The 24,411-nt window shown below is 40.2% G+C and carries 18 protein-coding genes; 7 read left to right on the top strand and 11 right to left on the bottom strand.

The features are described from left to right. Positions 1–112 precede the first annotated feature (112 nt). Positions 113–2,911 carry a TonB-dependent receptor gene (locus ACOB80_RS20470; RefSeq protein WP_473167739.1) on the bottom strand — a complete coding sequence of 933 codons (2,799 nt, stop codon included), beginning with the start codon at positions 2,909–2,911 and terminating at the stop codon, positions 113–115. A gap of 334 nt (positions 2,912–3,245) precedes the next feature. Here ACOB80_RS20470 and ACOB80_RS20475 point away from each other — a divergent pair, with 334 nt between their 5' ends. The 4 genes from ACOB80_RS20475 to ACOB80_RS20490 all read left to right on the top strand — a co-directional run bounded on the left by ACOB80_RS20475 (position 3,246) and on the right by ACOB80_RS20490 (position 7,701). Further along, the gene (locus ACOB80_RS20475) at positions 3,246–4,169 is read left to right on the top strand and encodes a GGDEF domain-containing protein (protein WP_473167740.1); all 924 of its coding nucleotides are present in this window, start codon (positions 3,246–3,248) and stop codon (positions 4,167–4,169) included. Between the two features lies 1 nt (position 4,170). Next, a complete protein-coding gene (locus ACOB80_RS20480) occupies positions 4,171–5,184 on the top strand; it encodes an AraC family transcriptional regulator (protein ID WP_473167741.1) in 1,014 nt (337 codons plus the stop codon). 175 nt (positions 5,185–5,359) lie between these two features. Then, positions 5,360–7,192, top strand: coding sequence for a M61 family metallopeptidase (locus tag ACOB80_RS20485; protein WP_473167742.1), 1,833 nt, complete (start codon positions 5,360–5,362; stop codon positions 7,190–7,192). A 47-nt stretch (positions 7,193–7,239) separates the two neighbouring features. Beyond that, positions 7,240–7,701 (top strand): hypothetical protein, encoded by a 462-nt coding sequence (locus tag ACOB80_RS20490; protein WP_473167743.1) that lies wholly within the window; start codon positions 7,240–7,242, stop codon positions 7,699–7,701. 16 nt (positions 7,702–7,717) lie between these two features. On the opposite strand, the gene ACOB80_RS20495 is transcribed toward ACOB80_RS20490, so the two are convergent. The 3 genes from ACOB80_RS20495 to ACOB80_RS20505 are packed head-to-tail and all read right to left on the bottom strand — an operon-like array spanning position 7,718 to position 12,134. Next, complete coding sequence (locus tag ACOB80_RS20495; RefSeq protein WP_473167744.1) at positions 7,718–10,123, bottom strand: ABC transporter permease; 2,406 nt, start codon at positions 10,121–10,123, stop codon at positions 7,718–7,720. A gap of 28 nt (positions 10,124–10,151) precedes the next feature. After that, positions 10,152–10,853: an ABC transporter ATP-binding protein gene (locus tag ACOB80_RS20500; protein WP_473167745.1), complete on the bottom strand. Its 702-nt coding sequence runs from the start codon at positions 10,851–10,853 to the stop codon at positions 10,152–10,154. A gap of 42 nt (positions 10,854–10,895) precedes the next feature. Next, on the bottom strand, positions 10,896–12,134 hold the full coding sequence (locus tag ACOB80_RS20505; RefSeq protein WP_473167746.1) for an efflux RND transporter periplasmic adaptor subunit: 1,239 nt from the start codon (positions 12,132–12,134) through the stop codon (positions 10,896–10,898). A 236-nt stretch (positions 12,135–12,370) separates the two neighbouring features. Between ACOB80_RS20505 and ACOB80_RS20510 the strand changes: the two genes are divergently transcribed. Further along, positions 12,371–13,045: a cytochrome b/b6 domain-containing protein gene (locus ACOB80_RS20510; protein WP_473167747.1), complete on the top strand. Its 675-nt coding sequence runs from the start codon at positions 12,371–12,373 to the stop codon at positions 13,043–13,045. Positions 13,046–13,113: 68 nt separating this feature from the next. Here the strand turns inward: ACOB80_RS20510 and ACOB80_RS20515 are convergent, their stop codons facing one another. The 6 genes from ACOB80_RS20515 to ACOB80_RS20540 all read right to left on the bottom strand — a co-directional run bounded on the left by ACOB80_RS20515 (position 13,114) and on the right by ACOB80_RS20540 (position 19,774). Beyond that, positions 13,114–13,584 carry a c-type cytochrome gene (locus ACOB80_RS20515; RefSeq protein WP_473167748.1) on the bottom strand — a complete coding sequence of 157 codons (471 nt, stop codon included), beginning with the start codon at positions 13,582–13,584 and terminating at the stop codon, positions 13,114–13,116. A gap of 372 nt (positions 13,585–13,956) precedes the next feature. After that, positions 13,957–15,225, bottom strand: coding sequence for a sensor histidine kinase (locus tag ACOB80_RS20520; RefSeq protein ID WP_473167749.1), 1,269 nt, complete (start codon positions 15,223–15,225; stop codon positions 13,957–13,959). Further along, complete coding sequence (locus ACOB80_RS20525) at positions 15,212–16,549, bottom strand: sigma-54-dependent transcriptional regulator (protein ID WP_473167750.1); 1,338 nt, start codon at positions 16,547–16,549, stop codon at positions 15,212–15,214. The genes ACOB80_RS20520 and ACOB80_RS20525 overlap by 14 nt, the downstream gene beginning before the upstream one ends. Positions 16,550–17,510: 961 nt before the next feature. Further along, positions 17,511–18,386, bottom strand: a complete 876-nt coding sequence (locus ACOB80_RS20530) for a hypothetical protein (protein ID WP_473167751.1) — start codon at positions 18,384–18,386, stop codon at positions 17,511–17,513. Positions 18,387–18,487: 101 nt separating this feature from the next. Continuing rightward, complete coding sequence (locus ACOB80_RS20535; protein WP_473167752.1) at positions 18,488–19,243, bottom strand: ceramidase domain-containing protein; 756 nt, start codon at positions 19,241–19,243, stop codon at positions 18,488–18,490. Positions 19,244–19,285: 42 nt separating this feature from the next. Further along, the gene (locus tag ACOB80_RS20540; protein ID WP_473167753.1) at positions 19,286–19,774 is read right to left on the bottom strand and encodes a gamma-glutamylcyclotransferase family protein; all 489 of its coding nucleotides are present in this window, start codon (positions 19,772–19,774) and stop codon (positions 19,286–19,288) included. 214 nt (positions 19,775–19,988) lie between these two features. Here ACOB80_RS20540 and ACOB80_RS20545 point away from each other — a divergent pair, with 214 nt between their 5' ends. Continuing rightward, the gene (locus tag ACOB80_RS20545; RefSeq protein WP_473167754.1) at positions 19,989–21,155 is read left to right on the top strand and encodes a helix-turn-helix domain-containing protein; all 1,167 of its coding nucleotides are present in this window, start codon (positions 19,989–19,991) and stop codon (positions 21,153–21,155) included. Between the two features lie 280 nt (positions 21,156–21,435). On the opposite strand, the gene ACOB80_RS20550 is transcribed toward ACOB80_RS20545, so the two are convergent. After that, positions 21,436–22,623 carry a BaiN/RdsA family NAD(P)/FAD-dependent oxidoreductase gene (locus ACOB80_RS20550; RefSeq protein WP_473167755.1) on the bottom strand — a complete coding sequence of 396 codons (1,188 nt, stop codon included), beginning with the start codon at positions 22,621–22,623 and terminating at the stop codon, positions 21,436–21,438. A 255-nt stretch (positions 22,624–22,878) separates the two neighbouring features. On the opposite strand from ACOB80_RS20550, the gene ACOB80_RS20555 reads away from it, so the two are divergent. Beyond that, on the top strand, positions 22,879–24,399 hold the full coding sequence (locus ACOB80_RS20555; protein WP_473167756.1) for a hypothetical protein: 1,521 nt from the start codon (positions 22,879–22,881) through the stop codon (positions 24,397–24,399). Positions 24,400–24,411 lie beyond the last annotated feature (12 nt).

Raw genomic sequence — 24,411 nt, forward strand, 5'->3', positions numbered from 1 at the left:
AGTGGCGAAGGCTTATTTAATTGAAGCCTTAGCCGCTTTATCTTTTACTTACTTTTGTTTGTTTAAGTTGGGCTGTCGATATTTAACAGCCCTAGTGTCTCTTGGTCTTTTACTACAAAGAGTTAATGGTAATACCTAACTCAAATGAGCGACCATATTCTTCATATTGGTAGTTATAGGACTTGCTACCGTGGTATATGTAGAGAGGTTCATCCGTTAAATTAACGGCATTGAAGTAAACGTTGATGGTATCGCTAATGTAGTATTTTGCGCTTAAATCAAACTGCATGTGAGCATCTTCAAATACCGAAGTGTCGTTATCTTCGAACTGAAAGCTCTCACTTTTGTAGCTGGCGCTTAAACGTGCGCTAAATTTGTGGTTTTCAAAGCCAAGCATAGCGTTGGCAACAGTGTCTGATTGATTAGGTAGTTTATCGTCTGCGTCCACTAACGTGGTGTTTAAGCCAAGCAATAGGCCTGAATCAAAGGTTTTGTTCCATGCTAGTTCAAGTCCAGTAAGACTCGCTGAGCCACCGTTAACGTGCTGCATAACTTCTTCAAAGCCATCCCACTGACCATTGTCCTGAACTTCCTCTAAGACAATGAAGTTGTCGATATCTTTGTAGAATAATCCTGCAGAAAGTACACCGATGTTACCTGGGTAATAAGCTAGTGATAAATCGAAGTTGGTTGACTCGTAAGGGTCAAGATCAGGGTTACCGACTTCAGCTTTGCGCTCAGTGACAATTTCACCATCGTCTTCAGTCGTTTCACTTTCTATTAGCTGAAATGCTGCAGAGTCTTCAAATGTTGGGCGAGCAATAGTTTGTGTAAATGCAAAGCGACCCACTAATTTTTCACTTGGCGTGTAACGTACGTTTAAGCTTGGAAGTAAGTAATCGTAGTCTTTTTCTACTGCCCAAGGTGAAATCATGACTTTTTCTTCGTCGTTAATATCATCAACGATTAGCTCAACGCGATTGCCTTTGGTACTAAAAGCAGTGTCTTCATAGCGTAAGCCGGCTACTACTAACCACTCATTCATATCTAAGGTGACCATGGCATAAGCCGCTGTAATTTGCTCTTCGCTTCGGTAACTCTGCCCGAATGAGTCCATGTTTGAGTCGATGTCATTTATGTCAAAACCACTGACATTCTCATTGAAGAATTGACGCATGGCATGTCGATTGATGCCTGGACCAAAGTCACCTATTCCAAAATCTGGTGTTGAAGCGGTAAATTGAGAAGCAACCGCATCATTAAAACCACCGTCGTAAACAGTCACATCGGCATCGTTAAACTTTTCTCTGTCGCGGTGTTTGAAACCAAACTTCCATGCACCGTTGTGATTATTCCAAACAAAATCACGCGTTAAGTCTAAGGTAATGCTTAACTCTTCATCTTCTGAGTTGTTATTTTCCAATACAATTTCATCAAGCTCGAAGTTGTCTAGATTGTGAGCCGCAGCGGATTGCGTCAGTTGAGGAATGTCACCTGACGTTTGGTAACCAAGTGCTAACTCTTCGCCAGCAAAATCTGCATCGATTCGATTTGGCTCTGCTTCACTTGATTTTGAATAGCCTAATTGATATTCAACTAACCAGTTACCAATAAGGTTTTCACCACCAGCAACTACAGACAAAATATCTTGTTCTTCGTATCTGTCTTTGGTGTCTCTATCCATTTCCGCGTCAACAAATTGCGCACTTGAATTACTTGCACCAGATAGAATTTTTCCTTTTTCGAATTTGTACTCGTTGCGCAATCGGTACTCGTCATCAGAAAATTGGCTGTATAACGTGCGTAAGTAATATTTGTCTGTTGATGACGTGTATAAATCAAAGTTTAATGCGGCACCTAGGCGTTCACGTGTAATTAAGTATGCGCGTTGTTCTATTTCTTCTGCGCCAAATTGCTCAACGTCTTCGCCCGTTTCATTGTCTTCATATTCAAATTCAGCCCAACCACCGTCGGTTTCAATGTTGTGGGAGCCAAATGATCGCTCGTACCAAGATAGGGCGGCAGCGACACCGAGTTGGCTGCCACCGTCAAGTTGGAAAATGTCACTGTAGCTACCGGAAAGTTTAGGGCTTGAGTCGCCAGTAAGTTCGTTGTGAGAGCCTTGTGCAGTAAAACTATAAGATTGACCAGCGCGGTCAAATGCACTCAAACTTTTCACTTCAATAGAGCCACCCACGGCACTCGCGTCCATGTCAGGTGTCACCGTTTTACTTACTTCCAAGCTTTGGACGAGCTCACTTGGGATAACGTCCATAGCAACGCTACGTACACCAGCTTCTGGCGATGGCACATTCACGCCATTAATGGTTACGTTGTTGAGGTTAGGATCTATACCACGAATGCCAACAAAGCGTCCTTCGCCTTGATCTCGTTGAATAAATAATCCTGGCAGACGCTGAAGGGCTTCAGCAGCGTTTTGATCAGGTAGTTGACCAATCGAATCTGCACTGACAACTTCTGTTAAGCGGTTTGAATTTTTTTGACGGTTTAAAGCGCCTGCTTTTCCTGCGCGCTGACCATAAACAATGATGTTATCGATTGATTCCGTTTGTTGACCGATGATAACGTCCCTAGCGTAAATTTTACCACCAATTATGGTTACCTGCTGTTCAACGGTGTCAGTACCTAAGTACTTCACCAGTAGTGTGTATTGGCCTTCAGGCAGTTTAGCAAAGCGATATGAGCCGTCTCGGCTACTAATAGTGCTAACGCCTAACTCTTTAATTGTTATCTCAGCACCTTGGAAGAATACTTGTTGCTTTGCGTCTGAGATCCTACCTTCTAGTACCCCTGACTCTTGGGCTAAAGCTAAGCTCGAACACATAGCACTTGAGCAAGCGATAGCTATCAACGAAAGCTTGAGTGATTTTGATTGATTAGTGTTTGTCATTGTATTTCCGATCGTTAACTTGTTTTTGTTGTTTAGATTTCACGGAGCGCAACGCTAACTAACTTAGATGACAAAAATATTTCACTGCGTTTCTACCTGGATCCATATCATGAAAAAATAGGGCATTTGTCATGTTTTTGTATTGTAAATGAGCCGAAAAGACCCCCCGGCATTGATGAAAATGACGCAGGAATGCGTTGAGAGCCCGCGAATAATGGCGGTTGTGAATAAACACGTGTAAAAAAATTGTCACTTGTGTGAGCTAATATGACCCTGACTATCTTCAAATGAACCGTTTAGGCTAGTCGTTCTTGTAATTAAACCAAGGGTTATTATGAATTTCGTTTATCTCCGTCAACATGCCTATCTCATCGCAATTTTACTTTGTGTAGTGGTAGGGGTGTTGTTTTTCACATTTTCCGTTGGTCAGGCGAAATTGGTTGTAGAAATAGATTGGTACGATGTCGCTGGCGAGGCTGGTATTACTTTAATGACCCTCATTTGGTTACTGTTTATTTTGGCCAGCAGACCTGCAGGAAAAGTTACTCAACTATTCTTTGTTGGCCTAATGCTTACCCATGTCTCTATGCTACTTGACCTACTTGATGAGTTTTTTAGGTACCAATCAACATCTGCATGGCTAACCACTATAGAGTCTCTACCTGCGCCCATTGGTATGATTATAATGACCATTGCTTTGTATCAATGGCATCAAGAGCAACACGCAATCAATGTGCAATTAAGACGCACAGAAAACTACTACCGAGAGCACAGCTACACCGATTTTACTTCAGGACTTTATAGCGCAGCGTACATGAAACTGCAGTTGCAAAGAGAGCTTAAACAAATTGGAGATAGGCAACAGTATTTAAGCTTACTTCTTCTTGATATTCGTCAATTTTCACTTTTTAACCAAACCTATGGTACCGAGCAAGGTGATACCTTGCTACGAGAAATTGCGCAATTGATTCAAATGAATACCAGAGACCAAGATGTGGCGTGTCGTTATGCAAACGACCGATTTATCGTCATGTTTCCTGAGACTCGAGCCCATGAAGCCTCTATCATTGCAGGTCATATTGAGCAAGCAATTGGTCACTTAGCCCATAAACATGGTGGCAGTGTTCAAGCTATTTACCCTTCGGTAGTAACGCTTGTGCGCGAATACCAAGGCTGGCATGAGTACCAAACGATTTTAGCTGATCTAAATCAGAGCCTTTCTGCATTAAAGCATCAAAATATTGCTGACGTTGCCTAAGATGACTAAATCGCATTACATCGAATACCAAGACAAGGTGATTTCTAGTCACCATTTGTTGATGGTGTTGTTAGATGTCGCGAAACAAAGGAATATACATCCAGATAAGTTACTTAAAGGAAGTCGGCTATTTAGCCAAGAATTGGAAAAAACAGAGCTTAACGTAGATTACAGTCAAATGATGCGAGTGATCGCTAATTTACGTAGGTTGGCACCTAATCAAGACGTAAGTTTTATGGTGGGTAAGCGACTGTTTCCTAACTATATCGGTTCTCTTGCTTCACCTTTGCTAAATTGCCGCAATGCCACAGATTTATTGCGCTTGGCTTTTAAATACCAGCAAAATTTATTTCCAACGGTTTTCAGTAGGGTGAAGCGTCACCAGGGGCGTATCTACATGCTCCCTCAATTGACGATGCAGCTCTCTAGCGATGAAGGTGGGCGATTTTTATTCGAAGTTTGGCTAGGAATGTTAGTCAGCGTAGTTAAGTGGCGATTTGGCCATTTACCAAAATTTACCTTTGAGTTCGACTTTCCTGCTCCTGATTATGCAGAGCAATATTACGCCAACCTGGGTGGAGAGATTCATTTTGATCGACCATTAACTTTTGTCGCTTTTTCACAACATCATTTATCGACGCCATTTGCTCAAAGTAACGTAAATATCATGCGGCAGCAGTTAAAAGGATTGTCGCGCATTGCAGACAAAAGCTTGTTGGTTTTACTGATGGAAGGTGTTGAAACAGGTAAAATTCACACGCAAGAAGAAGCCTGCCAGTTGCTTGAGTTGAGTCCCGCTACGTTAAAGCGAAAATTAAAACAGTTTAATTGTTCTTTTCAAGCAATTTTGGATGAGATTAGGCGACAACAAGCCGTGTTCGATATTGTTGTTTTAGGTTGTAATAATGAAGAAGTTGCCGCCCATACCGACTATAACGATTTAACTAATTTTAGACGCGCGTTTAAACGTTGGACAGGCATGACACCAAGCAAACTCCGACAGATCTATTTGTAAAGTTTCTACTTTTTATCACAGTAAATTGACTTTATTGCTCAATTTACTCGTGTATCGTGACCATTTTTTTTATACTAATTTGCAATTAAAGTGTAATCTTTGACTGACTTTGAATTGTATTATGTATACAATTCGTAGGATTGTTAGCCAAATTGTTAAAATGAAGGGAATTTTCATGAAAAAGCTTTTTGCTCTTAGCTTATTATCGCTAAGTACAGCCGTTCTAGCTGAAGGCGAAACCTTGTATCAAGTGTCATTTGAAAATGCAGTGCATCAAGAAGCACGCATTTCTGCGACTTTTACACAGGTTGAAAATCAAGTACTAGAAGTTCAAATGAGTCGCTCTTCACCTGGCCGTTACGCGATGCATGAATTCATTAAAAATGTTTATAACGTAAGTGCTGTTAATAGTGTTGGCCAACCGCTAGAAGTTGAACGTGTAAATCCTTATCAGTGGCATATTGAAGGCCATGATGGTGAAGTAACATTAACTTATACTTTGTTCGGTGATCGTGCCGACGGTACGTATAGCCAAATAGATAGAACACATGCTCATTTAAATATGCCAGCAACATTTGCGTGGGCAACGGGTCATGAAGATCGCGCGATTGAAGTAGAGTTCACACCGTTTCAACCGCGCTGGAAAGTAGCTACTCAGTTAGTACCAACTGCTGACAAATATAAATTCACAGCACCTGATTTAGATTACTTCTTAGATAGTCCAACAACGTTAAGTGATCACTCTACGCGTTCTTGGAAAATTGGCTCTGGTGCAAATGAGCAAACCATTAAATTGGCTATTCATCATGATGGTACTGAAGAAGACGTAGATAAATTCACTGACATGATCAAAGCTGTTGTTGACGAGCAAATTGAGCTTTTTGGTGAAGCGCCTAAGTTTGACTACGGCGAATATACGTTTATTGCAGCGTACTTACCACATGTAGATCGTGATGGTATGGAGCACCGTAATTCCACTATTTTAACGAACAAAAACTCGTTGTTTGAAGGTGACTTTAGCCAGATTGGCACCGTATCACATGAATTTATTCATGTATGGAATGTCGAGCGTATTCGTCCTAAAGAATTAGAGCCGTTTAATTTCTTAGGCCCTAACTTAACGCCTAGTTTGTGGTTAGCAGAAGGCTTTACCACTTATTACACCTATTTAACGATTAAGCGCGCACAATTATGGGATCAAGATAAGTTTTTAAATCACTTAGGTGATGTATTAAACCAAGCAATGTTTACCCCAGGTAGAGAATATCGTACGCCACAAGGTGCAAGTCACATGGCGACATTTGTCGATGCAGGTGTATCTAAAGACGAAGTTAACTATGTAAATAACTACTTCAGTTATTACACATATGGCCGTGCAAAAGGCTTAGCGCTAGACTTGATGATCCGTAGTCAATTTCCTGGTAAGTCGTTGGACGATTTTATGCGCCAAATGTGGAAAGACTTTGGTGTTGAAGAAATTCCTTATTCAAACGACGATGCTAGAAACACCTTAGCAAAAGTTACAGATCAAGCATTTGCTGATAAGTTTTTCGCAGAACATATCGAAGGAATAAATGATCCTGACTATGTTTCGCTTTTTGCAAATGCTGGCTTAATTGTTCAGCAAAAAGACACAGAAAGTGCTTATGTAGGTGAGGTTAAAATTAAGTTTGTTGGTCATGATGCTATTTTAGATGATCGCACACTTGTTGGTTCACCTATTTACCAAGCAGGTTTAGACAAAGGCGATGAAATTGTTAAGTTGGGCCGTTTTAATATTAGTTCAAAGGCTGATTGGAACAAAGCATTAGAATATTTTAAACCTGGTGAGTCTACAACGATTGAGTTTATTCAACGCGGTGAAACGCTTAGCAAGAAAATCACCTTTACTTCAGACCCTAAAGTTGAAGTTGTGTTAATGGATGATGAGCAAATTACCGAAGGCCAGCGCGCGTTTTTAACAAGTTGGATTGGTGAAGATAAAGCAGACGATTCTGACTCAGAATAATACTTTTCTCGCAAATTTTATAAAGCCCAGCTATGCTGGGCTTTTTTATGATTGAGTTTCTTATGCAGCCGCCAGATAACAATGAATCACTTCAACAGCAGGTTGACAGTCACACCAGTAATTTACGTGATGCCATTGGCCAAGAGTTAACATGGCAATATGATGATAAACATCAGGCGATGCTAGCTCAATTTGCGCAAAATCGAGCACAAGGAGTTATGGCGACACTCGCACCACAGTTTACTCACCAATGGTGCTATAACACTCGTAAGCAAATCCCAGCAGAACTTAAAGCGCAGTTAGGAGACGTTACTCAGTTAGACAAAAATCAAGAACTGTTAGCGGTCAATACAACAGATGCTGGCTGTATTGTTGCGCTGTGGTGGCCATGGGGTCATGGAGGTACATATTCATTGAGGTTAGTGTCGTTACCTGAGAAATTTAATGAGCAACAACCGGTGCAACCAGAAGGGTGGTGGCACCGGCTGAAAAGTGTATTTACGGCTTAATGTTCATTAAGACCTGCTAATCTGCCTCTCTCAAGTTACTGATAACTTGTTTATTGAGGAACTTTTTCACTGGGAAGTAACACGCTACTAAAGTAATTAGTGCTACCAATAAATATGCACTTACGCCACACCATAGTATGGTTATTAACGTGTTCTCGGCAAACCATGCTGGCGCATAGGCACTAAGCAGAAATGTAATCAAACAAAATACAATACCACCAACAAGATATGGTAATTTTACTTCGTTTAGAATTAAACCCCATATGTGATGAGTACGTGCACCTAACGCTAAACGAGTACCGATTTCAGTACGCTGCAATTGGCTAAAGTAACTGACTACGCCGAATAAACCAATTGTGGTTAAGACCAAAGTTGTGAATATTAAACATAAAGTCGATATTGCACTGACTTTTGCGGCAATTAAACGATTGTTTGTGTAATAAGACAGTGGTTCGAAGCTAAATATATTGAGCTGTGAACTCGCACTTTCAATAACCTCCAGCACTACCTCTCTTGTTAAAGGCTGATTTGTCGCTGACTCTACAATCAGCATATTTCTCGTTAAGCTCGATGGATAGTAAAACAAGGGTCTACTCTCTATCTCACCAGGAACAATAATATCTTTCACTATGCCTTTTACACGCAGGCCGTTGTCAAATGCAAAGTTTAAGGCGTCGCCATCAGGTGCGAGTTGCTTAGCGAACGTCTCGTTGATAATAAGCACACGCTCACGATCTTTTCTATCTTGCGCGGTAATGTTCTCACCTTTTAGAAATGGCTGTTTAATGATATCAAAATAATTTTCGTCTATATCCTTACCGCCAATCGAAAAGCGCATTTTGGACTCTTTTGCAGATAAGGCGAGGGTGAAAAAAGCTGAAGGGCGCATACTCTGACTAACGGCCTTAATTTCAGGGTGTGCTAACAATTGTGACTTTAAGTTGCCTATGGCGTCCTCTGAAACACCTTGATTAGCGTTCGGAATAGCCAGTACTAGGCCGTATAGCTGGTCTGTTTGATATCCCAATGATTTATTGAGGGTTTTCGCAGCATCGAAAAAGAATAGGGCGTTGGCAAAAATTAAGGACACGGCAACGCTGATTTGACAGCTTATCAGTATTCTTCTCGCACGTTTCGACACTTGAGGCTTAGAGCCCTTACCGCTTTGATTAAGGTGATGTATTAACTGCTGATATTTTATGGTTCGATTAACAAAATAACCGAACACCAAACTAAATACTATAGTGACTAATCCAGCACTTAGTAACGAAAAAATATCGAGTTGTAGCTCAGATGCGCGGGCTACATAATCTACTAATTCGCTTTGCAATAGGTTTAATAACAAAGCACTGATTAGTAAACCTAATATTGCCGCGATAGCCATAAGTATCAATGCTTGGGCAAATAATTGAATGAAAAGCTGGCGTGGTTTACCGCCAATAGCAGCACTAATCGCTAAGCTGTGCAGTTGTTTTACGGCATTAGCGGCAAACAAATTTGTTAAATTTGCAGTTGCGATAATCGCTAAGCCTATTACACCAGTCAGCAACATCAATAGATAGCTTTCGCTGTCTGCAACTAGAAATTCAGTCAGTGGTTTTACTTTAATATCAATTTCCCAATCTTTGAAAAACTCGCGATCGGATACTTTTTTCTGCCAGTTATCATTAATCAGGGCGGTCAATTGTTGTTGCGCTTGTTGTGCAGTCACGCCGTTTTTAAGCTTGCCTACATACATCAAGCTGCCGTCATCGTTACCCCATTGTTTGCGGTCACGCTCAGAAACAGAATTAAAATCCCATGGAACGATAAGATCTGTATCTAGCCCTTGGTATTGAACCACAACATCTCGATAGTCTTCGGCAAGTACACCAATAATTCGAAAATTTTTGCCTGCAAAAGTCACAGTACGATTAAGAATATTTGGGTCTTGGTTGAATTGTTCAGTCCAAAACTTGTGAGAGATCAGTGTAACATTGCTGTGGGTATTGATGCCTTGCTCGCTAGTAAAGCCAATGCCTGAATGTAATTGAATATCGAGCAAACTAAACCATTCTGGTGTCACAAATGATATTTCAACCATCGGCTTGTCTGATTCAGAGGTTAGAACGTCTCCATCAAAGTACATAGCAACACCTTGTTCAAACACTTGCTGTTCGTTGATCATGTACATTAAATTGGAATAAACGAATGCAGTCCCGTCTACTTGCTTTTTGTCATTGATTAAACGGTGCTCTACATAGGTAAGTCTTTCTTGTTCAGGGTAAGGCAAGGGTTTAAGCAATAACACGTACGTTAAGGTAAATACGGTGATTAACGCCGCAAAAGTAAACGCCATCGTGGTAATGACTGTAGTGCTAAAGCGTTTATGGCCAGCTAACAAGTTAAAAGCAAGCTTTAGTTGGTATAAAAATAAATTCATGATTTGTCCCACACTTAGTTGCTAAAACTTACGCACATTCACTAACGCTTGGTACCGTTAATACTTTACCGTCGAGCAATTGAACCTGTCGTGCCGCCATATCCGCATATCTCGGATCATGCGTAACCATACAGATGGTTGTGCCCTGACTGTATAATTTGTCGAGTAGATCCATTACTAAGTCTCCCGATTTTGAATCAAGGTTACCTGTAGGCTCATCTACTAGTAATACACTAGGTTTTGCCACTAGCGCGCGTGCAATGGCAACGCGTTGTTGCTGACCACCAGAAAGCTGGTTGGGTTTATGATTAACGCGATGCGAAAGGCCTACTTGATCTAGACACTCGGTAACCCGAGATTGAATATCCGCTGACGACATTTTTTGACTGTGATAGCGTAATGGCAAAGCGACATTATCAAAGACAGAGAGCTCGTCAATTAAGTTAAAGGATTGAAAAATAAAGCCAATTTTTTCGTTTCTAATTTCGGCGGCTTGATTTATCGACAAAGAAGTCACATCTACACCGTCAAGAAAGTACTTCCCCTTACTCGGTACATCAAGTAGGCCTAAAATAGAGAGTAATGTTGATTTTCCACAGCCCGAAGGGCCAGATATCGCGACATATTCACCTTCATAGATGGTTAAATCGATACTAGACAAAGCATGTGTTTCTAGCTCTTCTGTTTCAAAAACCTTGAATACTTGTTGTATTTTAATGACTTCATTCATAATTATGTCCTAATCTCTATACTTTTTAATTTGATGTCTTTATTAGTTAATTCGGATTTGCGCTGATTGATAGTTAGACAGATCCGATAAAATGAGCTTTTCGCCTGCAACTGCACCTGATTTTATTGTGATAAACCGCCTAGACTTTTCACCAAAGCTGACTTGAACCCTGCTAGCCGTGGTAAAAGCGTCATCGATTTTGTAGATCTCTTGGTCAATGTTGGAATTTGATTTAGCTGGTCGCTCAACATAGAGAACATTGTCGAGTTGTTTGATAAGAATTTCGGCGTCAACGTTTTGCTCTGGTCGGGCGTCAATTGCTAGCGGTTCGTCAAACGTTACGTCTATCTGTACGTTATTGTCAGCGACTATCGGATCGATGCGGGATATTCGACCTGAAATTTTACCTTGACGTGTATCTATTTGAACCGGTTGATCTAATTTCAATACATTGGCTTGAGACTGCGACACTTGAATCTCAGCGATAAGTTCTTTTGTACTGCCTATAAGAGCAACCTCTTGCCCAGCTACCAAGCTCTGTCCTAGCTTTACCGGCAGTTTTTGCAATACCCCGTCAAAATCGGCCGTAATGTTTAATGCATCTAGCCTTTTCTCTGACATGTTTAGTTGAACTAAAGATTGCGCTATTTCTTCTTCTTGGATTTCGATTGCTTGCTCATGCACTTGTTTTAGCTGGATCATACGCTGTTGCATTAGCTTGTATCGGGATGCAAGTTGATTAACAAGTAACTCGGTTTCCTTGTACTCCAATCCTTTAACGATACCTTTTTTGAATAGCGAATCCTGTGCTTGGTACTTTAACTGCGCGGTATTTAGTTGATTTTTCAAGTCACCAAGAATTGCTTGTTCGTTTAATAGTTCTCGTTGTTGCTCTAATTTTACTTGTTTGAGTTTAGCGCGTTGTCTAGCGGTAAATTGCTTGGCAAGCTGAACTTGATGATTTAGTTCAGGGTTAGCAAGACGAGCGATCACACTTCCTTTAACGACCCTAGCACCAGGTTTTAGGAGAATTTCTTGTACTTGAGCGGCACTTTGACTACTGATCAGTTGCTGTCGTTTAGAGGCTAATTTACCGTAGCCATCAACGGTAATATCTAGGTTTCCTTGTTGAATCTGACCCACTACAATAGATTGTTTGTCGATAGATTCACCGCCAAAGCTTCGACTTAGTAAATAAAGCATCGCGAAAATCGCTAGGCCAACGCTAAAACGCGTTAGTATTGCTAGATTTTTGTTGTGTCGGGTGTTAGTTTTTTTCACGTCCATCTTTGAACTCAACGTTATGACAACACTTTCGAGGTTAAAGCTTTTATCAAAAGTGTTGTCTTAGTTACTTTAATGTATTCGTTAAAAAGCGAAGTTTGTGCCAACAATTATAGATAAATAAATTCAATGGCTTACATGGATTTTTTTGTTGGGTGATTAAAGAATATTAGATTTTTTTTCCGATTCCGGACGTTTTAGTCCGACATTGGATAACGTAATGAAGGCAAGTTATGAAGCAGTATTTGATTTGGGATTTACCCACTCGGCTTTTCCATTGGTTACTTGTGGCGAGCATCGTTTTTCTTTGGTATAGCGCTGAAATTGACGATAACCTAATTGATTGGCATGCAAAAACCGGTTATTTCGTGCTGGGGTTAGTTATTTTTCGCGTGCTATGGGGACTGGTAGGAACCTTTCACGCAAGGTTCGTTAATTTCATACCCTCGTTTGCTTCCCTCAAGCACTATTCTACAAATTCGGTAAAAACACCGGGGCATAATCCATTTGGCGCCTTAATGGTAATCGCGATGTTGGTCATTCTGTTAGTACAGGCGATTTCCGGCTTATTTATCTCTGACGATATTTTTACACAGGGGCCGTATTTCGGCGTACTCGATAAAGAGTGGGAAAATACCATGAACTGGCTGCATCACAATAATATTTCCCTATTGTGGTTCGCCATTGCCTTTCATGTTGCTGCGATAGTTTTTTATCGGGTTAAAAAGAAACACAACCTCGTTAAACCAATGCTTACAGGTAAAAAGTCGGCTGAAGATGTTAAGGAAAGCGATGCGATTCCACATTCAAAGCTATTATTGGCTTTAGTTATTGCTATAGCAACAGCAGCATTTGTTTATTGGTTAGTTGTTGTAAACGCACCAGTGGTTGAAGAGTTCTACTATTAACCATTAGATATTCAGTTGTAGAAGAAAAAAAGCGGCCAAAGCCGCTTTTTTTGATACTTAAGCTAGCGTTAGTCTTGCTTGAAGTTGTCGTGACATCCGCCACAAGTGCGACCAACACCAGAAATCGCTTTCTTAATTGCTGCTTCATCACCTGAAGCAGCAGCTTTCATTAGCGCTGCAGAAGCATCAGTTAAATCTTGTGTGTGCTTTTCAAAAGAGTCTCTTTTTGTCCAAACAGTATTAAGAGCTTCAGTTTGTACCTTGAATCCTGATGTGTCAGTACGGGTATAGTCTAGAATCATCATAGAAAGTTGGTTAATGCGCGTTGCATGCTTTTCAGCAGTTTGTGCGTTAAATGGCATTTTACCTCTAGCCATAGCGCCTAATGGTCCCATGTTTGCGCCTAGTAATTTGAATACTGCTTGGCGGGTTTCAGTTGCGCCTTTTGCGTGTTTTTCACTTTTAGCAACTTGCGCTTGTGCTGCTACTGTTGATAAAGCGATAGTACCAGCTAACGCTATTTTGAATATATTTTTCATTTTTATGCCCTATTTATTATTGAGAGCCACGAGTTAATTCAGATGAATAACTCGTGGTAATTTTTATAGATTTTATATGTAAATTAATACTATCTAATTTTTCTCAGAAGCAAAATTAAATTTTTTCTTTTCACCTCTGTAACAATGATTATTGTGTAAGGAAATGATAATAAGCGTTTCAACGTGTGCGTTTGTCATAGATAAAACATGTATTCATATGCGATTTTTATCGTAACTTTTGTATAAAATGCATACGCCTGTCAATTTTTCAATGCGATAATAAAATTCTTTTAAAACAAAACCTTGTTCTTGTTTTTCTCGCTGTTTCCCAAAATCGGACTGATTATTTTCAAAATCGGACTGGCGGTTTTTTCAAGGTTTGTTAGGAAGAATCATCATGAGCGTAACACCTTTTTTTGCATTATTATGCAATTCAATTACCCCTTGGTGCTGCTCAATTATATTTCTACAAAAGCTTAATCCTATCCCTTGGCCGTCATGTTTAGTCGTATAAAGCGGTACAAACAAATTGTCCAAATTGCTAAATCCGTGACCGTTATCCACCACTTCAATGATGACATGTTGATCATGCTGGCTAGCATTTATTGAGGTTTTTGTACTGTTTGCTTCGATTGCGTTTTTAATTAAATTAATCATCACTTGTTCAAAGAAGGTAATGTCAACCCAGATGGTAGAAACGCTAGAGTTAAATGATAATTCATGATGTTCGAACAGTTTCTCTAGTCTTAAAAATAACTCTGAAAGAGATACTTGTTGTCGCTGTAGCTCAATATTTGTACTGATTGTTGAGTATCGGTCGACAAAACGCTGCAGGTGTTCACATCGTTGGCTGATAACATTTAGTACTTTTTTGTCTTTATCTACTAACGCTCGTTCTGCCAAGGTTTCCGACATCGACGATACCGGTGTTAATGAATTTCTAATTTCATGGCTCAGTACGCGAATTATTTGTTGCCAGGCTTTTAGTTGATTGTCCCGTAATGCGGTTTCAATATTGATAAAGATCAGCATTAAGTGTTGTTCATCGTCTTCAATAAATTCACTGTGTTTTATTTGCCACTTGTTGGTATTCATTGCATAGCGCCACTGACCATTTTCAAGAGACAAACCTAAACTCTCAGGGGAGGAATTTCTGTAAGTTTGCCAAGGTTGACGGTTAATTTGCACAAAGGCGTCGTTGGCGAAGGTAAGTAATTTCTTTTTATTAAACACCATTATTGGCGTATCCAGCTGAGAAATCAGCTGATACACCAAGAATATATGCTGGTCGTAGCGTGATTTTCGCTCTTGCAGTGTCTCGCTAAGTGTATATAGTTGTTGATGAAACTCTTTAACCTTACCCTCGTCAAAAGTAGCTTTAGCAAACTGATTAAAGTCTTCTTGCCTAATAGCATCGACATGAAGTGTCGCTCGCGTAAATGAGCGCAATACCTTTTGTTTGATAACGGCGATAAGTATAAATGTAACGACAATTAACATGAATTCGCTGACGACTAGCCAGTGCCAAGACTTATCTAATAAATCAACGACAACCGCAACCAGTGCCATAGGAATTAACGAAAAGAGAAAAAGCCATTTGTTTAAGAAAGACTCGAGGGAGGATGATTTAAGCAAGTTCATATTTCTCTAACCGTCGATACATAGATGATTTGGTCAAACCGATCAAAGCAGCAGCTTTAGCGACATTATTATCTGTTTGTTTCATTGCTTTCTTGATCAGGGATATTTCTGCGTCTACCAAAGTCATAAGTGGCAATTCGGTAAGTGGTGCTGCGGCAGTAAGCCTCAAATCTTCGGCGTCTATAGTGTTATTAGGTGAAAGTAGTACCGCTCTTTCAATTAGGTGTGACATTTCTCTAACATTACCAGGCCAGTGATATTCAACGATAGCGCGCTGTGCAGACTTGGTAAGCTGACAAAAGTCTTTTTGATATTTGAGACAAAATGACTCGATGAAATGATTAGCGAGTGGCACGAGATCATCGACGCGCTCTCGTAGCGCTGGAACATGAAGCTCCATCGTATTGAGCCTATAGTAAAGGTCTTCTCGAAAACTGCCTTCGGCAATCATCATAGGAAGATCACCATTTGTTGCGCTAACGATTCGACAGCTAGTTTTCTGGGTTTTGCTTGAGCCTACAACTTCATATTCTCCACTTTCTAATACACGAAGCATTTTTGCTTGTTGGGAAAGCGGGATATTGGCAATTTCATCAAGAAATAAGGTGCTTTTGTCAGCAAGTTCAAATCGACCGATTCGAGCGGTTTTTGCGTCAGTAAAAGCTCCTTTCACATGACCGAACATTTCGCTTTCAAACAGATTTTCGCTAATAGCGCCCATATTAACGCTAACCATTGGCCGACGGGTATTCCCCGATTGTTGATGAACATAGTCTGCCAAAGCGCTTTTTCCTGTACCATTATCACCTGTAAGCAATATATTAGCTTGGGTTGCGGCGATTGTATCTAAGTGGCTTAGTAGCTGCCGCATACAGGCTGAACGCCACTGATAATGGCTTGAGTCTTTGCGAGAAAGCTGTTGTAAAGCCGCGTTTTCTTTTTGCAATGAGGTAAGTGACAGTTGTTGTGAAATAATATGGAGTAGGTGCTTGTTCTTCCAAGGTTTTTCAATAAAATCGTTGGCACCTAATTTCATCGCTTGTACGACTAAGTCAACATTACTCCAAGCTGTCATCGCTATTACGGGCACGTTAATCTTACTCGCTTGCAACCACTGTAAAAAAGCGATGCCTTCATCGCCGGAAGTGGTATCTAAGCTGTAATTCATGTCTAACAAAATCAGTGATACTTGCTGCTCTTTTAGCACAAGTTGCGCCGTTTGAGGGCAATCTGCCTCGTGAACGACATAGTTATGGTCTTCCAATAATAATGAAAGGCTTAAGCGTATATCTTCTCGATCGTCGACTACTAGTATGTCTGTCATAATATGTAATTTAAATTCTTATCGGTACTTTGCTATTAAAACGCAGTGTTTTTATCCTACTCTATTGCCAGCAAGAGTTAGACCAAGATAAAAAACACTTTAACAGAAGTTTTCATTAGAAAGAATAAATTAGAAATAGTTAGGAATTAAATCGATTGTTACAGGTGTAGCTTTTTCGAATAAACCAAAATTAAAATCGAGTTATTGCGTTAAATCAAGGGCGTCATGTAAAGCTGTCGCTATCGAAATTAAGGACGCTACCAGTAGAACACTACGTTTTCATTGTGTAATAAGTCATATTATCATTGTTTTTATATCTTATGTTGTTGATATGCCAGTTGTGAGGGCGGATTTTTTAAATTGGGTGTTTTTCTGATATTTTTAAAGAATTTTGTTGGTGAGTATTACTGGGGGGTCGACTTAGTAAGTAGAGATCTTCTCTCCTGAAACTGGAAGTAAAACTAAAATAATGAATTGTAAACACGACAAAAACTACAAACGATTAAAGAAAATCGCTGCGGTCTTTTTCACCTTACTCTTTTTAGGCGGTTTTATAACATACCAGCAATATCGTTTCAGTTTCGAAACAGTAGAAGTTGAAATATACTCAAAACATATCTCGTGGCGGGATACGTGTGATGAATATCGGTGTATGGAAATTAAGCGTTTCAACATTATTACGTCCGAAGAGCATTTCACCACTACTGAAGATATTTACGATCAGATAGAGCCGAAACGAGTCTATATATTAGGTATTAAAGGTTTCGCTATTTATAAGACTAAAAGGAAGGTGGTGAAGGTTTATTGATAAAACATGGCAAGGGAATGTCTAGGCTGAACAGCTACCCGTGATAAGTAGCGATCAGACTAAACATACATTATTAATCTGACCGCACAAATTAAGCAATATTCACTCACTATTGGTATGAGAAATAATTCTGACTCAATTTACTCATTCGAATTAATTTGCGTAAATTTCTAGCTCATCAATTTCGATGTAGGCATCACCATGGTTTGACTCGATTTTTAGTCTAAAGAACTTAGTGGTGACTTTTTCAGGTAAATTTGCACGTTGATCAACTGAGCGAGACAAATTGTAAACGCCTTGTTCTTGTAACTCTTCATCTTCTAGTGCCGTATGTACGCTGATAAGTCTTGGTCCTCTTCCTAATTCCGCAGATTTACTGTTTAACATCACGCGAAAACCCGAAACGGTGACTGGTTGTTCAAATTCAACCTGTAGCCAGTATTCAGTATCACTATTTTCGGTATCTTTTTTCATTAACCAAATACCGCGATTAATTAAATTACCTTCACCTTCGACAATTTGTTCGTTAAATAAATGACCGTCAAATGCGGCGGCAGGCACATCAGCGTTATAGTTTCCACTAGCGTGATAGTTAGCTTCTGTCAGGCCATTGGTATAAATCTGCGCGATGTTACCGTATTGCCCTGTACGCTCGAGGTAATCTCCCACTTGGTCATCATCTTCAATCGAACCGTCACCTTTTAACAGCGCAATATATTCAATAGGGCATTCCTCTCCTTCATTTGCAATATAACCAATGCGGATAGTTTCTTGCGTTCTGCGCACGGTATTTAAAGTTTCAAACCACGCATCTGAATATTCTTGGCCACGTTCAAATGAAAAGGCCCAGGGTTGTTCTTCACTATAGCTAGCACAAGGGAGAGGGTCTTCTTGGTTTTGATTAACACCCACCTTAACGAGTGTTGATTTCCCAAGAAGCATATCGGTAACTTTACCTTTGAACTCGACAACATCAGCGAAGGAGAATAGGGGTAACGCAATAAGAGGTAATAAACTGAGCTTTTTCATGATTTCTTCCTTAAATAAGTTGCGATAAGACAATCAAATTTAATGCCAAGAATAAAAGTCGAAAAATTGACAGTAAAATATCCGCGATAAACGTACATTTCTTAACGGTTTTTACTTGCGCGCAGCCATTGAATCACATAAAAGCAGGCTACAGCTGCTGCTACGTGTTTTAAACTATGGCCGCTGATTACACCCGTAAAAGAGAGTATTTCAGCGTCACCAAATTCAAGCAGTTTCGCTAGTAGGTACCATGCTAGTACCGCAACCAACTTACTTTTATTAAATGCCTTTCCGTCAAAAAACAGCAGAATAACTAAGGTTAATAAGATAGGAAGAAACTGAACTAAGGCGTACCAGCGTAAATCACCTTGCCCTATTGATTCAGTAAAAGCCCAGTAAGCTACGCTGACTATACCTGCTACAAGTAACCAAGGAAGGGTAGTAACGCCACTTTTTCCCCGAACGAAAGCCGACAGCACCATAGCATATAAACCCATAAAGCCTATGGTCATTGGTAGGCGATCCCAAATGAGTGTGACATTGTTAGGCTGCCAGTGATAATAACCTGAGCCAAATGCGACAAGTACTACACCGGTAGAAAAGGTTATCGCGCCTAAATAAAGCGACTGTAGCGTGTCTTTTTCGCGTATGGCATAGCGCAGACCATACAAGCCGACCAGTAAAAACGGAAAGTTAGACAGTACATTCCACATATTAGGAATACCAAACAAGGTTTGTTTGTCAGCGAAATGGTGGTAATTCACATCTTGGCTAATAGGTGGTACTTGCCCAATGCTGACCACGGCAATAATCGCGATACTCCATAGTAACAGCCGTTGGCTGGTGGTTTTATTCACGGTAAATCCTTTATTACGTGGAGAGTATTCATGTTTGCAGTTCTAATAAACACTTAGCTCTTTTGCATGGCGTGCAGTGTTTGAGTCTAACATTGATTCTGTTTGTTCGATTTTGCGAATGTAGTCTTGAGGTAGGTTTACTTCTTTGGCGCCGACGATAACGTGCTGCAAATACCAAGAATATGGTTTTAAATTCGAACTTAATTTGGTGGCAATATAAAGATAGGCTTGTTCATGGTGTCCTTGGTCATTAAACACGGTGACAATTTTTTCATCGTAGCCTTTACCAACGCCTTCTATCAGGTCTAAGTGTTGTTTTTCGTTTGGATCTATATCGAATAAGGCACCAATAACTTGATCTTCCGAGCATTTGGTAAATAGCGCGTCACACTTTGCTGACCCGTCATCACCCACTTTATGAAACCTAAGGGAGTGGTGAACTAAGGTATAGCGGCCGATTAAAGAGGCGCTTGGTACCCTTTTTTTTAGTCGTTTAAGCGACATGTTGGAGCCATAAGCAAAATACTTCATAGATAACAGCTTAATCCTTGTAACGAATGTTTCGAAGTAAACTCAGTTACTGCGGTGCTTTGGTTACTTTATCTATTTTTACTAGTGCAAACAACAGAGTCCTTATTTACATTAGCGTATTGGAAAATATAGCTAATTACATAAGAGCACTTGTTGAATGAATGAAAAACCCAGATAATCGAGAGATATCTGATAAAAAACTACGCCGTATTTTATGTCGCTACGACACCAGCATCCTATAGTCACACAAGCCGTTAATCGTTTATTAGCAGAAAATAATTTGCCTGCAGCATTAACGTTAGAGCAATGTGCTTCGGCGTTGGCGATGAGTACTACTTCCTTTCGTCGAAAATTAAAGCAAGAAGAAACCAGTTACAAACTTATTCACAGTAAGTTTTTGAACGAATTATGTGTGCTGGCGCTATCTGAAAAGAAAGTAAAAATAGATGAGCTCGCTATTCAACTGGGCTATTCAGAGCGCGCTACCTTTGAACGCGCTTTTAGGCAAAAATTTGGCTTAACGCCATCACAGTTTCGAGATTTAAATGACATTGGTAGTCAATCAAGTAACGCCATAGCACTTAAAACCATCGCACAAAACATTCCACCAATGGCGGATAGTTGCCAAGAGCTTATTCAAGCAAAAGAACAAGATCATTTAGACATTCAGCGCGTCATTGACATAGTGGGCAAAGACCCGATCTTTTCTGGTCGTTTGATGGGGCAGGCGAGCAAAGCCATTTATGGCAAAACCCCAGAAACATTGCGTGAAGCGGTTAGCCGAAATCTAGGGATAAACACCGTCGTTAACTTTGCGGTAGTGTTCGCCATGCAAGACGCTCTTAACGAGCAAGTGTCGCTTTCGCTTTTTGAAAAATACAGTCAAGGATTTATGCTAGCGCCGAAGCTATTTCAAATGATACGTAAACAGCTTCCTACAAACAGTAAGTTGAACATTCCTATTATTGAACAAGTGCTAGTGTTTGGTTTACTCGGTATTTTCTTACTCTCCCATAAAGAGAATCCTAAGCATGAATTGGTTCGTCACTCGTTACAAGGTATTGAAGATATACAGGTATTAAACCGCCATCTTAATCAAACTTGTGGCATTAGTGTTTACTTAGCCTCGGCATTAATGCTGTCTCATTGGCATATCGATGCTAATGTCTTGAAGCTATTGTCAGATCTCGACAAGTACAATAACAGTGGTAACAAAGGTGACCATCACCTAGAGCTAATCCAGTTTATGCTCGGTTGCTTATATTCCTTATCAACAGACAAGCAGCAAGCAGAAAAAGACATGAAGGATACGATACTCGAAAAAGCGCAGTATTTAGGTATCGAGAATTTGTCAGACATACTAGAGACACTAAATGCTTAGCGAAATTGTTTTGGGTGGTTATTCTAAATTAGATGGTATAGGAAAAGAGTTGGGAGTGACACAAATGTGGGGACTGGCCACTCCCATAGATTAAGAAATCCTGAGTATTAACTAAGGCCTTCTGCGCTAACAGAATAACAACGTGTACGTGCCTTGGTAATATGGTGCTATCTTAGTCCAGCGAGTTCACAAGAGATATGGCTAAACTGTCCATTTTGGAATTTGAACTAGCTTTTTTACTGCTTTTGTATTCGATAAAGGGGCGAAGAAACAGCTAAGGTTAGGTTACCGCCTGCCCACAAGCTACCCCTTGGCTCCAGCATGCCTGGAAGTTGTAGCCGCCTAGCCAGCCAGTAACATCGATAACTTCACCAATAAAATAAAGATTCGGCACTTTTTTACTTTCAAAAGTTTTCGATGATAACTCGTCGGTATCTACGCCACCTAAAGTGACTTCTGCAGTACGATATCCTTCAGTACCATTTGGTTTGATTTGCCATTGGTGCAAATAAGTACTTAGCGTTTCAATTTCAGCATTAGAAAGTTGATTAATGGCTTTATCGGTTATTTCATGTTGGCTGACCATAGCTTCAACAAAGCGTTTTGGTAATAGGGTGCTTAACATGTTTTTTAATGATTTTTGCGGTGAATCTTGTCGCCATTGCTGCACTAATTCTTCAACACTGTTGTCTGGGAGTAAGTTAATCGTTACTGCTTGTCCTGCCCGCCAAAATGAAGAGATTTGTAATATAGCAGGGCCCGATAAACCGCGATGAGTAAACAGAATGTTTTCGGTAAACGCGGTGCCATCTTCGCTGGTAACATGGGTTGGAATACTAATGCCTGATAACCCATCAAAACGTTCTTTGTCGTGGTCGTGCAGGGTAAAAGGCACAAGCGCTGCCATTGTCGGCAGAACATTTAAACCAAATTGTTCAGCAATTTTATAGCCAATTGGACTGGCGCCGAGTTTTGGCATAGTTAGCCCGCCTGAGGCCACCACAAGAGAGGTGCAATGATATCGCTCGCCACTAGTGGTAACGGTAAAACCTGTTTCAGTTTTTTCTACTGCGAGTACTTCACTGCGCAGCGCCACATTAACACCTGCCCATTCACATTCGGTCATCAATATATCAACAATATCTTGAGCGCTGTTATCACAAAACAACTGGCCTAAGGTTTTGTGATGAAAGGCTAAGCCATGACGTTCGACAAGCTCGATAAAGTCTTGTGCAGAATATCGGCTCAATGCTGATTTAATAAAATGAGGGTTAGCGCAAAGGTAGTTATTCGGTTGTGCATTTTCATTGGTAAAATTGCAGCGACCACCGCCACTGATCAAAATTTTACGGCCCGGCTTTTTACCCATGTCGACGACGGTGACTTGCTTGCCATTATAACCTGCTGTTGCTGCACACATTAAACCTGCAGCGCCGGCGCCAATCACTAAAACATCTACTTGTTGCACATTAAAACCTCGTGGTGATATTGCCGCGCATTATAGTGTTTTATTGTTTTATCCTCCACTTAAATACCTGTCAAATTGGCTAAAGAAACCACAACGAAGCGCATGGAAACGTAAACCAAACTAAAGAAAGGTAAAGAATTGCAAACATAGTGTAAAGGTGCGAACTATTTGTGTTGTTTTCGTATCTACTGGCGTAAATAAACGGGGTGGCAGGGAGCTACCTACTCACCTTGAATTAAAAAAATAAGGGTATTTATGACATTTATTAACCGACACCTTCCTAAGTCTTTTGGCCAGTGTTTATCTATTTCCATGGCAGCCTTATTCGTGTCTGCTTGTGGCTCAAGTAGTAGTGATGATAGCTCAGCGGGATTTATAAAGTTTTATAACGCTTCGCAAAATTCGCCAGCTATTTTTGTCACTATTGATGAAGATATCGAAACCAGTGATGCTGATGAAGTAGAGATTACGTATAACCCAGTGGATTATGGTTTTTCTTCTAGTAACTCCCTAGTTAACTCACAAAGCTATACCTTAGAGCTTGCCTGGCAAGACGAAGACAGTAGTGCTCGAAGCGAGCTTGAAATGATCTATCAGGGAGACATCACAATTACCGATGATGTTATTCAATTTGTCGTTATGGCAGGCGATGTGCAGGCTCCTCGTGTACTAGAATTCCCGATCCCTGTAGTTGATGACGATGACGACAGTACTTATGAACTATTTAATTTTAGAGTACTGAATATGCATCCTAGCGTTGATAGTGTCGATTTATACATGTCGCAATCTGACGAAAGCTTCAACGAAGCACAGTTAGTACTAACTGCAAGCGGTGAAGTGCTTACTGAAAACATCAAGCAAGACCAAGGTAACTACATTGTTTATTTAACTGAGCCAGGTAGCCAAGAGGTACTGTTTGAATCGGGCGAAATGGAATTTGCTTATGCAAGCCAATATATTTTTGTTATTCGTGAAAACGATGGCGCAGGAATTTCACCATTCGTTATAGATCGATTATCTAATTCTTCGACTTTGGCCTATATCGACCAAGATGCACAAGCACAAATATCTGTATATAACGCTATTGCTGAGCACGAGTTGCTTGCAGATTATAGTGGTGACATTGACGTTTTTATTAATGGAACAGACCAAGAACCGCAGTTTTCATCACTTGGCTTCGGTCAGTCTAGTGATGCAATAGTCTTGGAAAACGGCGATTATAGTTTAGATGTTAAAAGTAGCGGTCAAGATACATCGTTATTGAAAAACCACTTATTATCTTTGTCAGAGAATGTGAGTAAATCCTTGTTTTTATACGCTGACGAAGTAGCTGTTGATGATGATGGTGATGGCGATGTTGACGAAAATGGCGATGGCATTATTGATACATTAGAAGTAAATATCCATTCGCTGGTGGTGGAGAACTCGACACGCGATAGTATTTACGATCATCAAATTGATCTCGTTAATCTAATCGATAGTGATGAGTTTTCATTAGTGACTGTGTATTTTGTTCGCTCTAATGAAACTATCGAAACGGCAACTTACAAAAGAAGTGTACCATTTCCTGGACACGACAATCTCGTCTTAAACAATAATACCTATCAAATATATGTCGTCGCGAAAGAAAACAGCAGTGACATCATTTTATCAACGCTTGAGCTTGTATTGTCTGAAGATGCTCACAATCTATTTTTAGTATTGGAAAATGACCCGTTTTCTGCCACCGGGTATCGCACAACTGTGGTTGAGCATCCAACAGCTACACAGGAATAAAACAGGGGAGCT

The sequence above is a fragment of the Thalassotalea coralli genome (assembly GCF_055786205.1).

What these genes read in the sequence shown, in the direction of transcription:
- ACOB80_RS20495 (WP_473167744.1), bottom strand. Translation starts at nt 10,123, where the DNA reads ATGAATTTATTTTTATACCAACTAAAGCTTGCTTTTAACTTGTTAGCT.
- ACOB80_RS20545 (WP_473167754.1), top strand. Translation starts at nt 19,989, where the DNA reads ATGTCGCTACGACACCAGCATCCTATAGTCACACAAGCCGTTAATCGT.
- ACOB80_RS20475 (WP_473167740.1), top strand. Translation starts at nt 3,246, where the DNA reads ATGAATTTCGTTTATCTCCGTCAACATGCCTATCTCATCGCAATTTTA.
- ACOB80_RS20470 (WP_473167739.1), bottom strand. Translation starts at nt 2,911, where the DNA reads ATGACAAACACTAATCAATCAAAATCACTCAAGCTTTCGTTGATAGCT.
- ACOB80_RS20510 (WP_473167747.1), top strand. Translation starts at nt 12,371, where the DNA reads ATGAAGCAGTATTTGATTTGGGATTTACCCACTCGGCTTTTCCATTGG.
- ACOB80_RS20490 (WP_473167743.1), top strand. Translation starts at nt 7,240, where the DNA reads ATGATTGAGTTTCTTATGCAGCCGCCAGATAACAATGAATCACTTCAA.
- ACOB80_RS20530 (WP_473167751.1), bottom strand. Translation starts at nt 18,386, where the DNA reads ATGAAAAAGCTCAGTTTATTACCTCTTATTGCGTTACCCCTATTCTCC.
- ACOB80_RS20525 (WP_473167750.1), bottom strand. Translation starts at nt 16,549, where the DNA reads ATGACAGACATACTAGTAGTCGACGATCGAGAAGATATACGCTTAAGC.
- ACOB80_RS20555 (WP_473167756.1), top strand. Translation starts at nt 22,879, where the DNA reads ATGACATTTATTAACCGACACCTTCCTAAGTCTTTTGGCCAGTGTTTA.
- ACOB80_RS20515 (WP_473167748.1), bottom strand. Translation starts at nt 13,584, where the DNA reads ATGAAAAATATATTCAAAATAGCGTTAGCTGGTACTATCGCTTTATCA.
- ACOB80_RS20520 (WP_473167749.1), bottom strand. Translation starts at nt 15,225, where the DNA reads ATGAACTTGCTTAAATCATCCTCCCTCGAGTCTTTCTTAAACAAATGG.
- ACOB80_RS20485 (WP_473167742.1), top strand. Translation starts at nt 5,360, where the DNA reads ATGAAAAAGCTTTTTGCTCTTAGCTTATTATCGCTAAGTACAGCCGTT.
- ACOB80_RS20480 (WP_473167741.1), top strand. Translation starts at nt 4,171, where the DNA reads ATGACTAAATCGCATTACATCGAATACCAAGACAAGGTGATTTCTAGT.
- ACOB80_RS20500 (WP_473167745.1), bottom strand. Translation starts at nt 10,853, where the DNA reads ATGAATGAAGTCATTAAAATACAACAAGTATTCAAGGTTTTTGAAACA.
- ACOB80_RS20540 (WP_473167753.1), bottom strand. Translation starts at nt 19,774, where the DNA reads ATGAAGTATTTTGCTTATGGCTCCAACATGTCGCTTAAACGACTAAAA.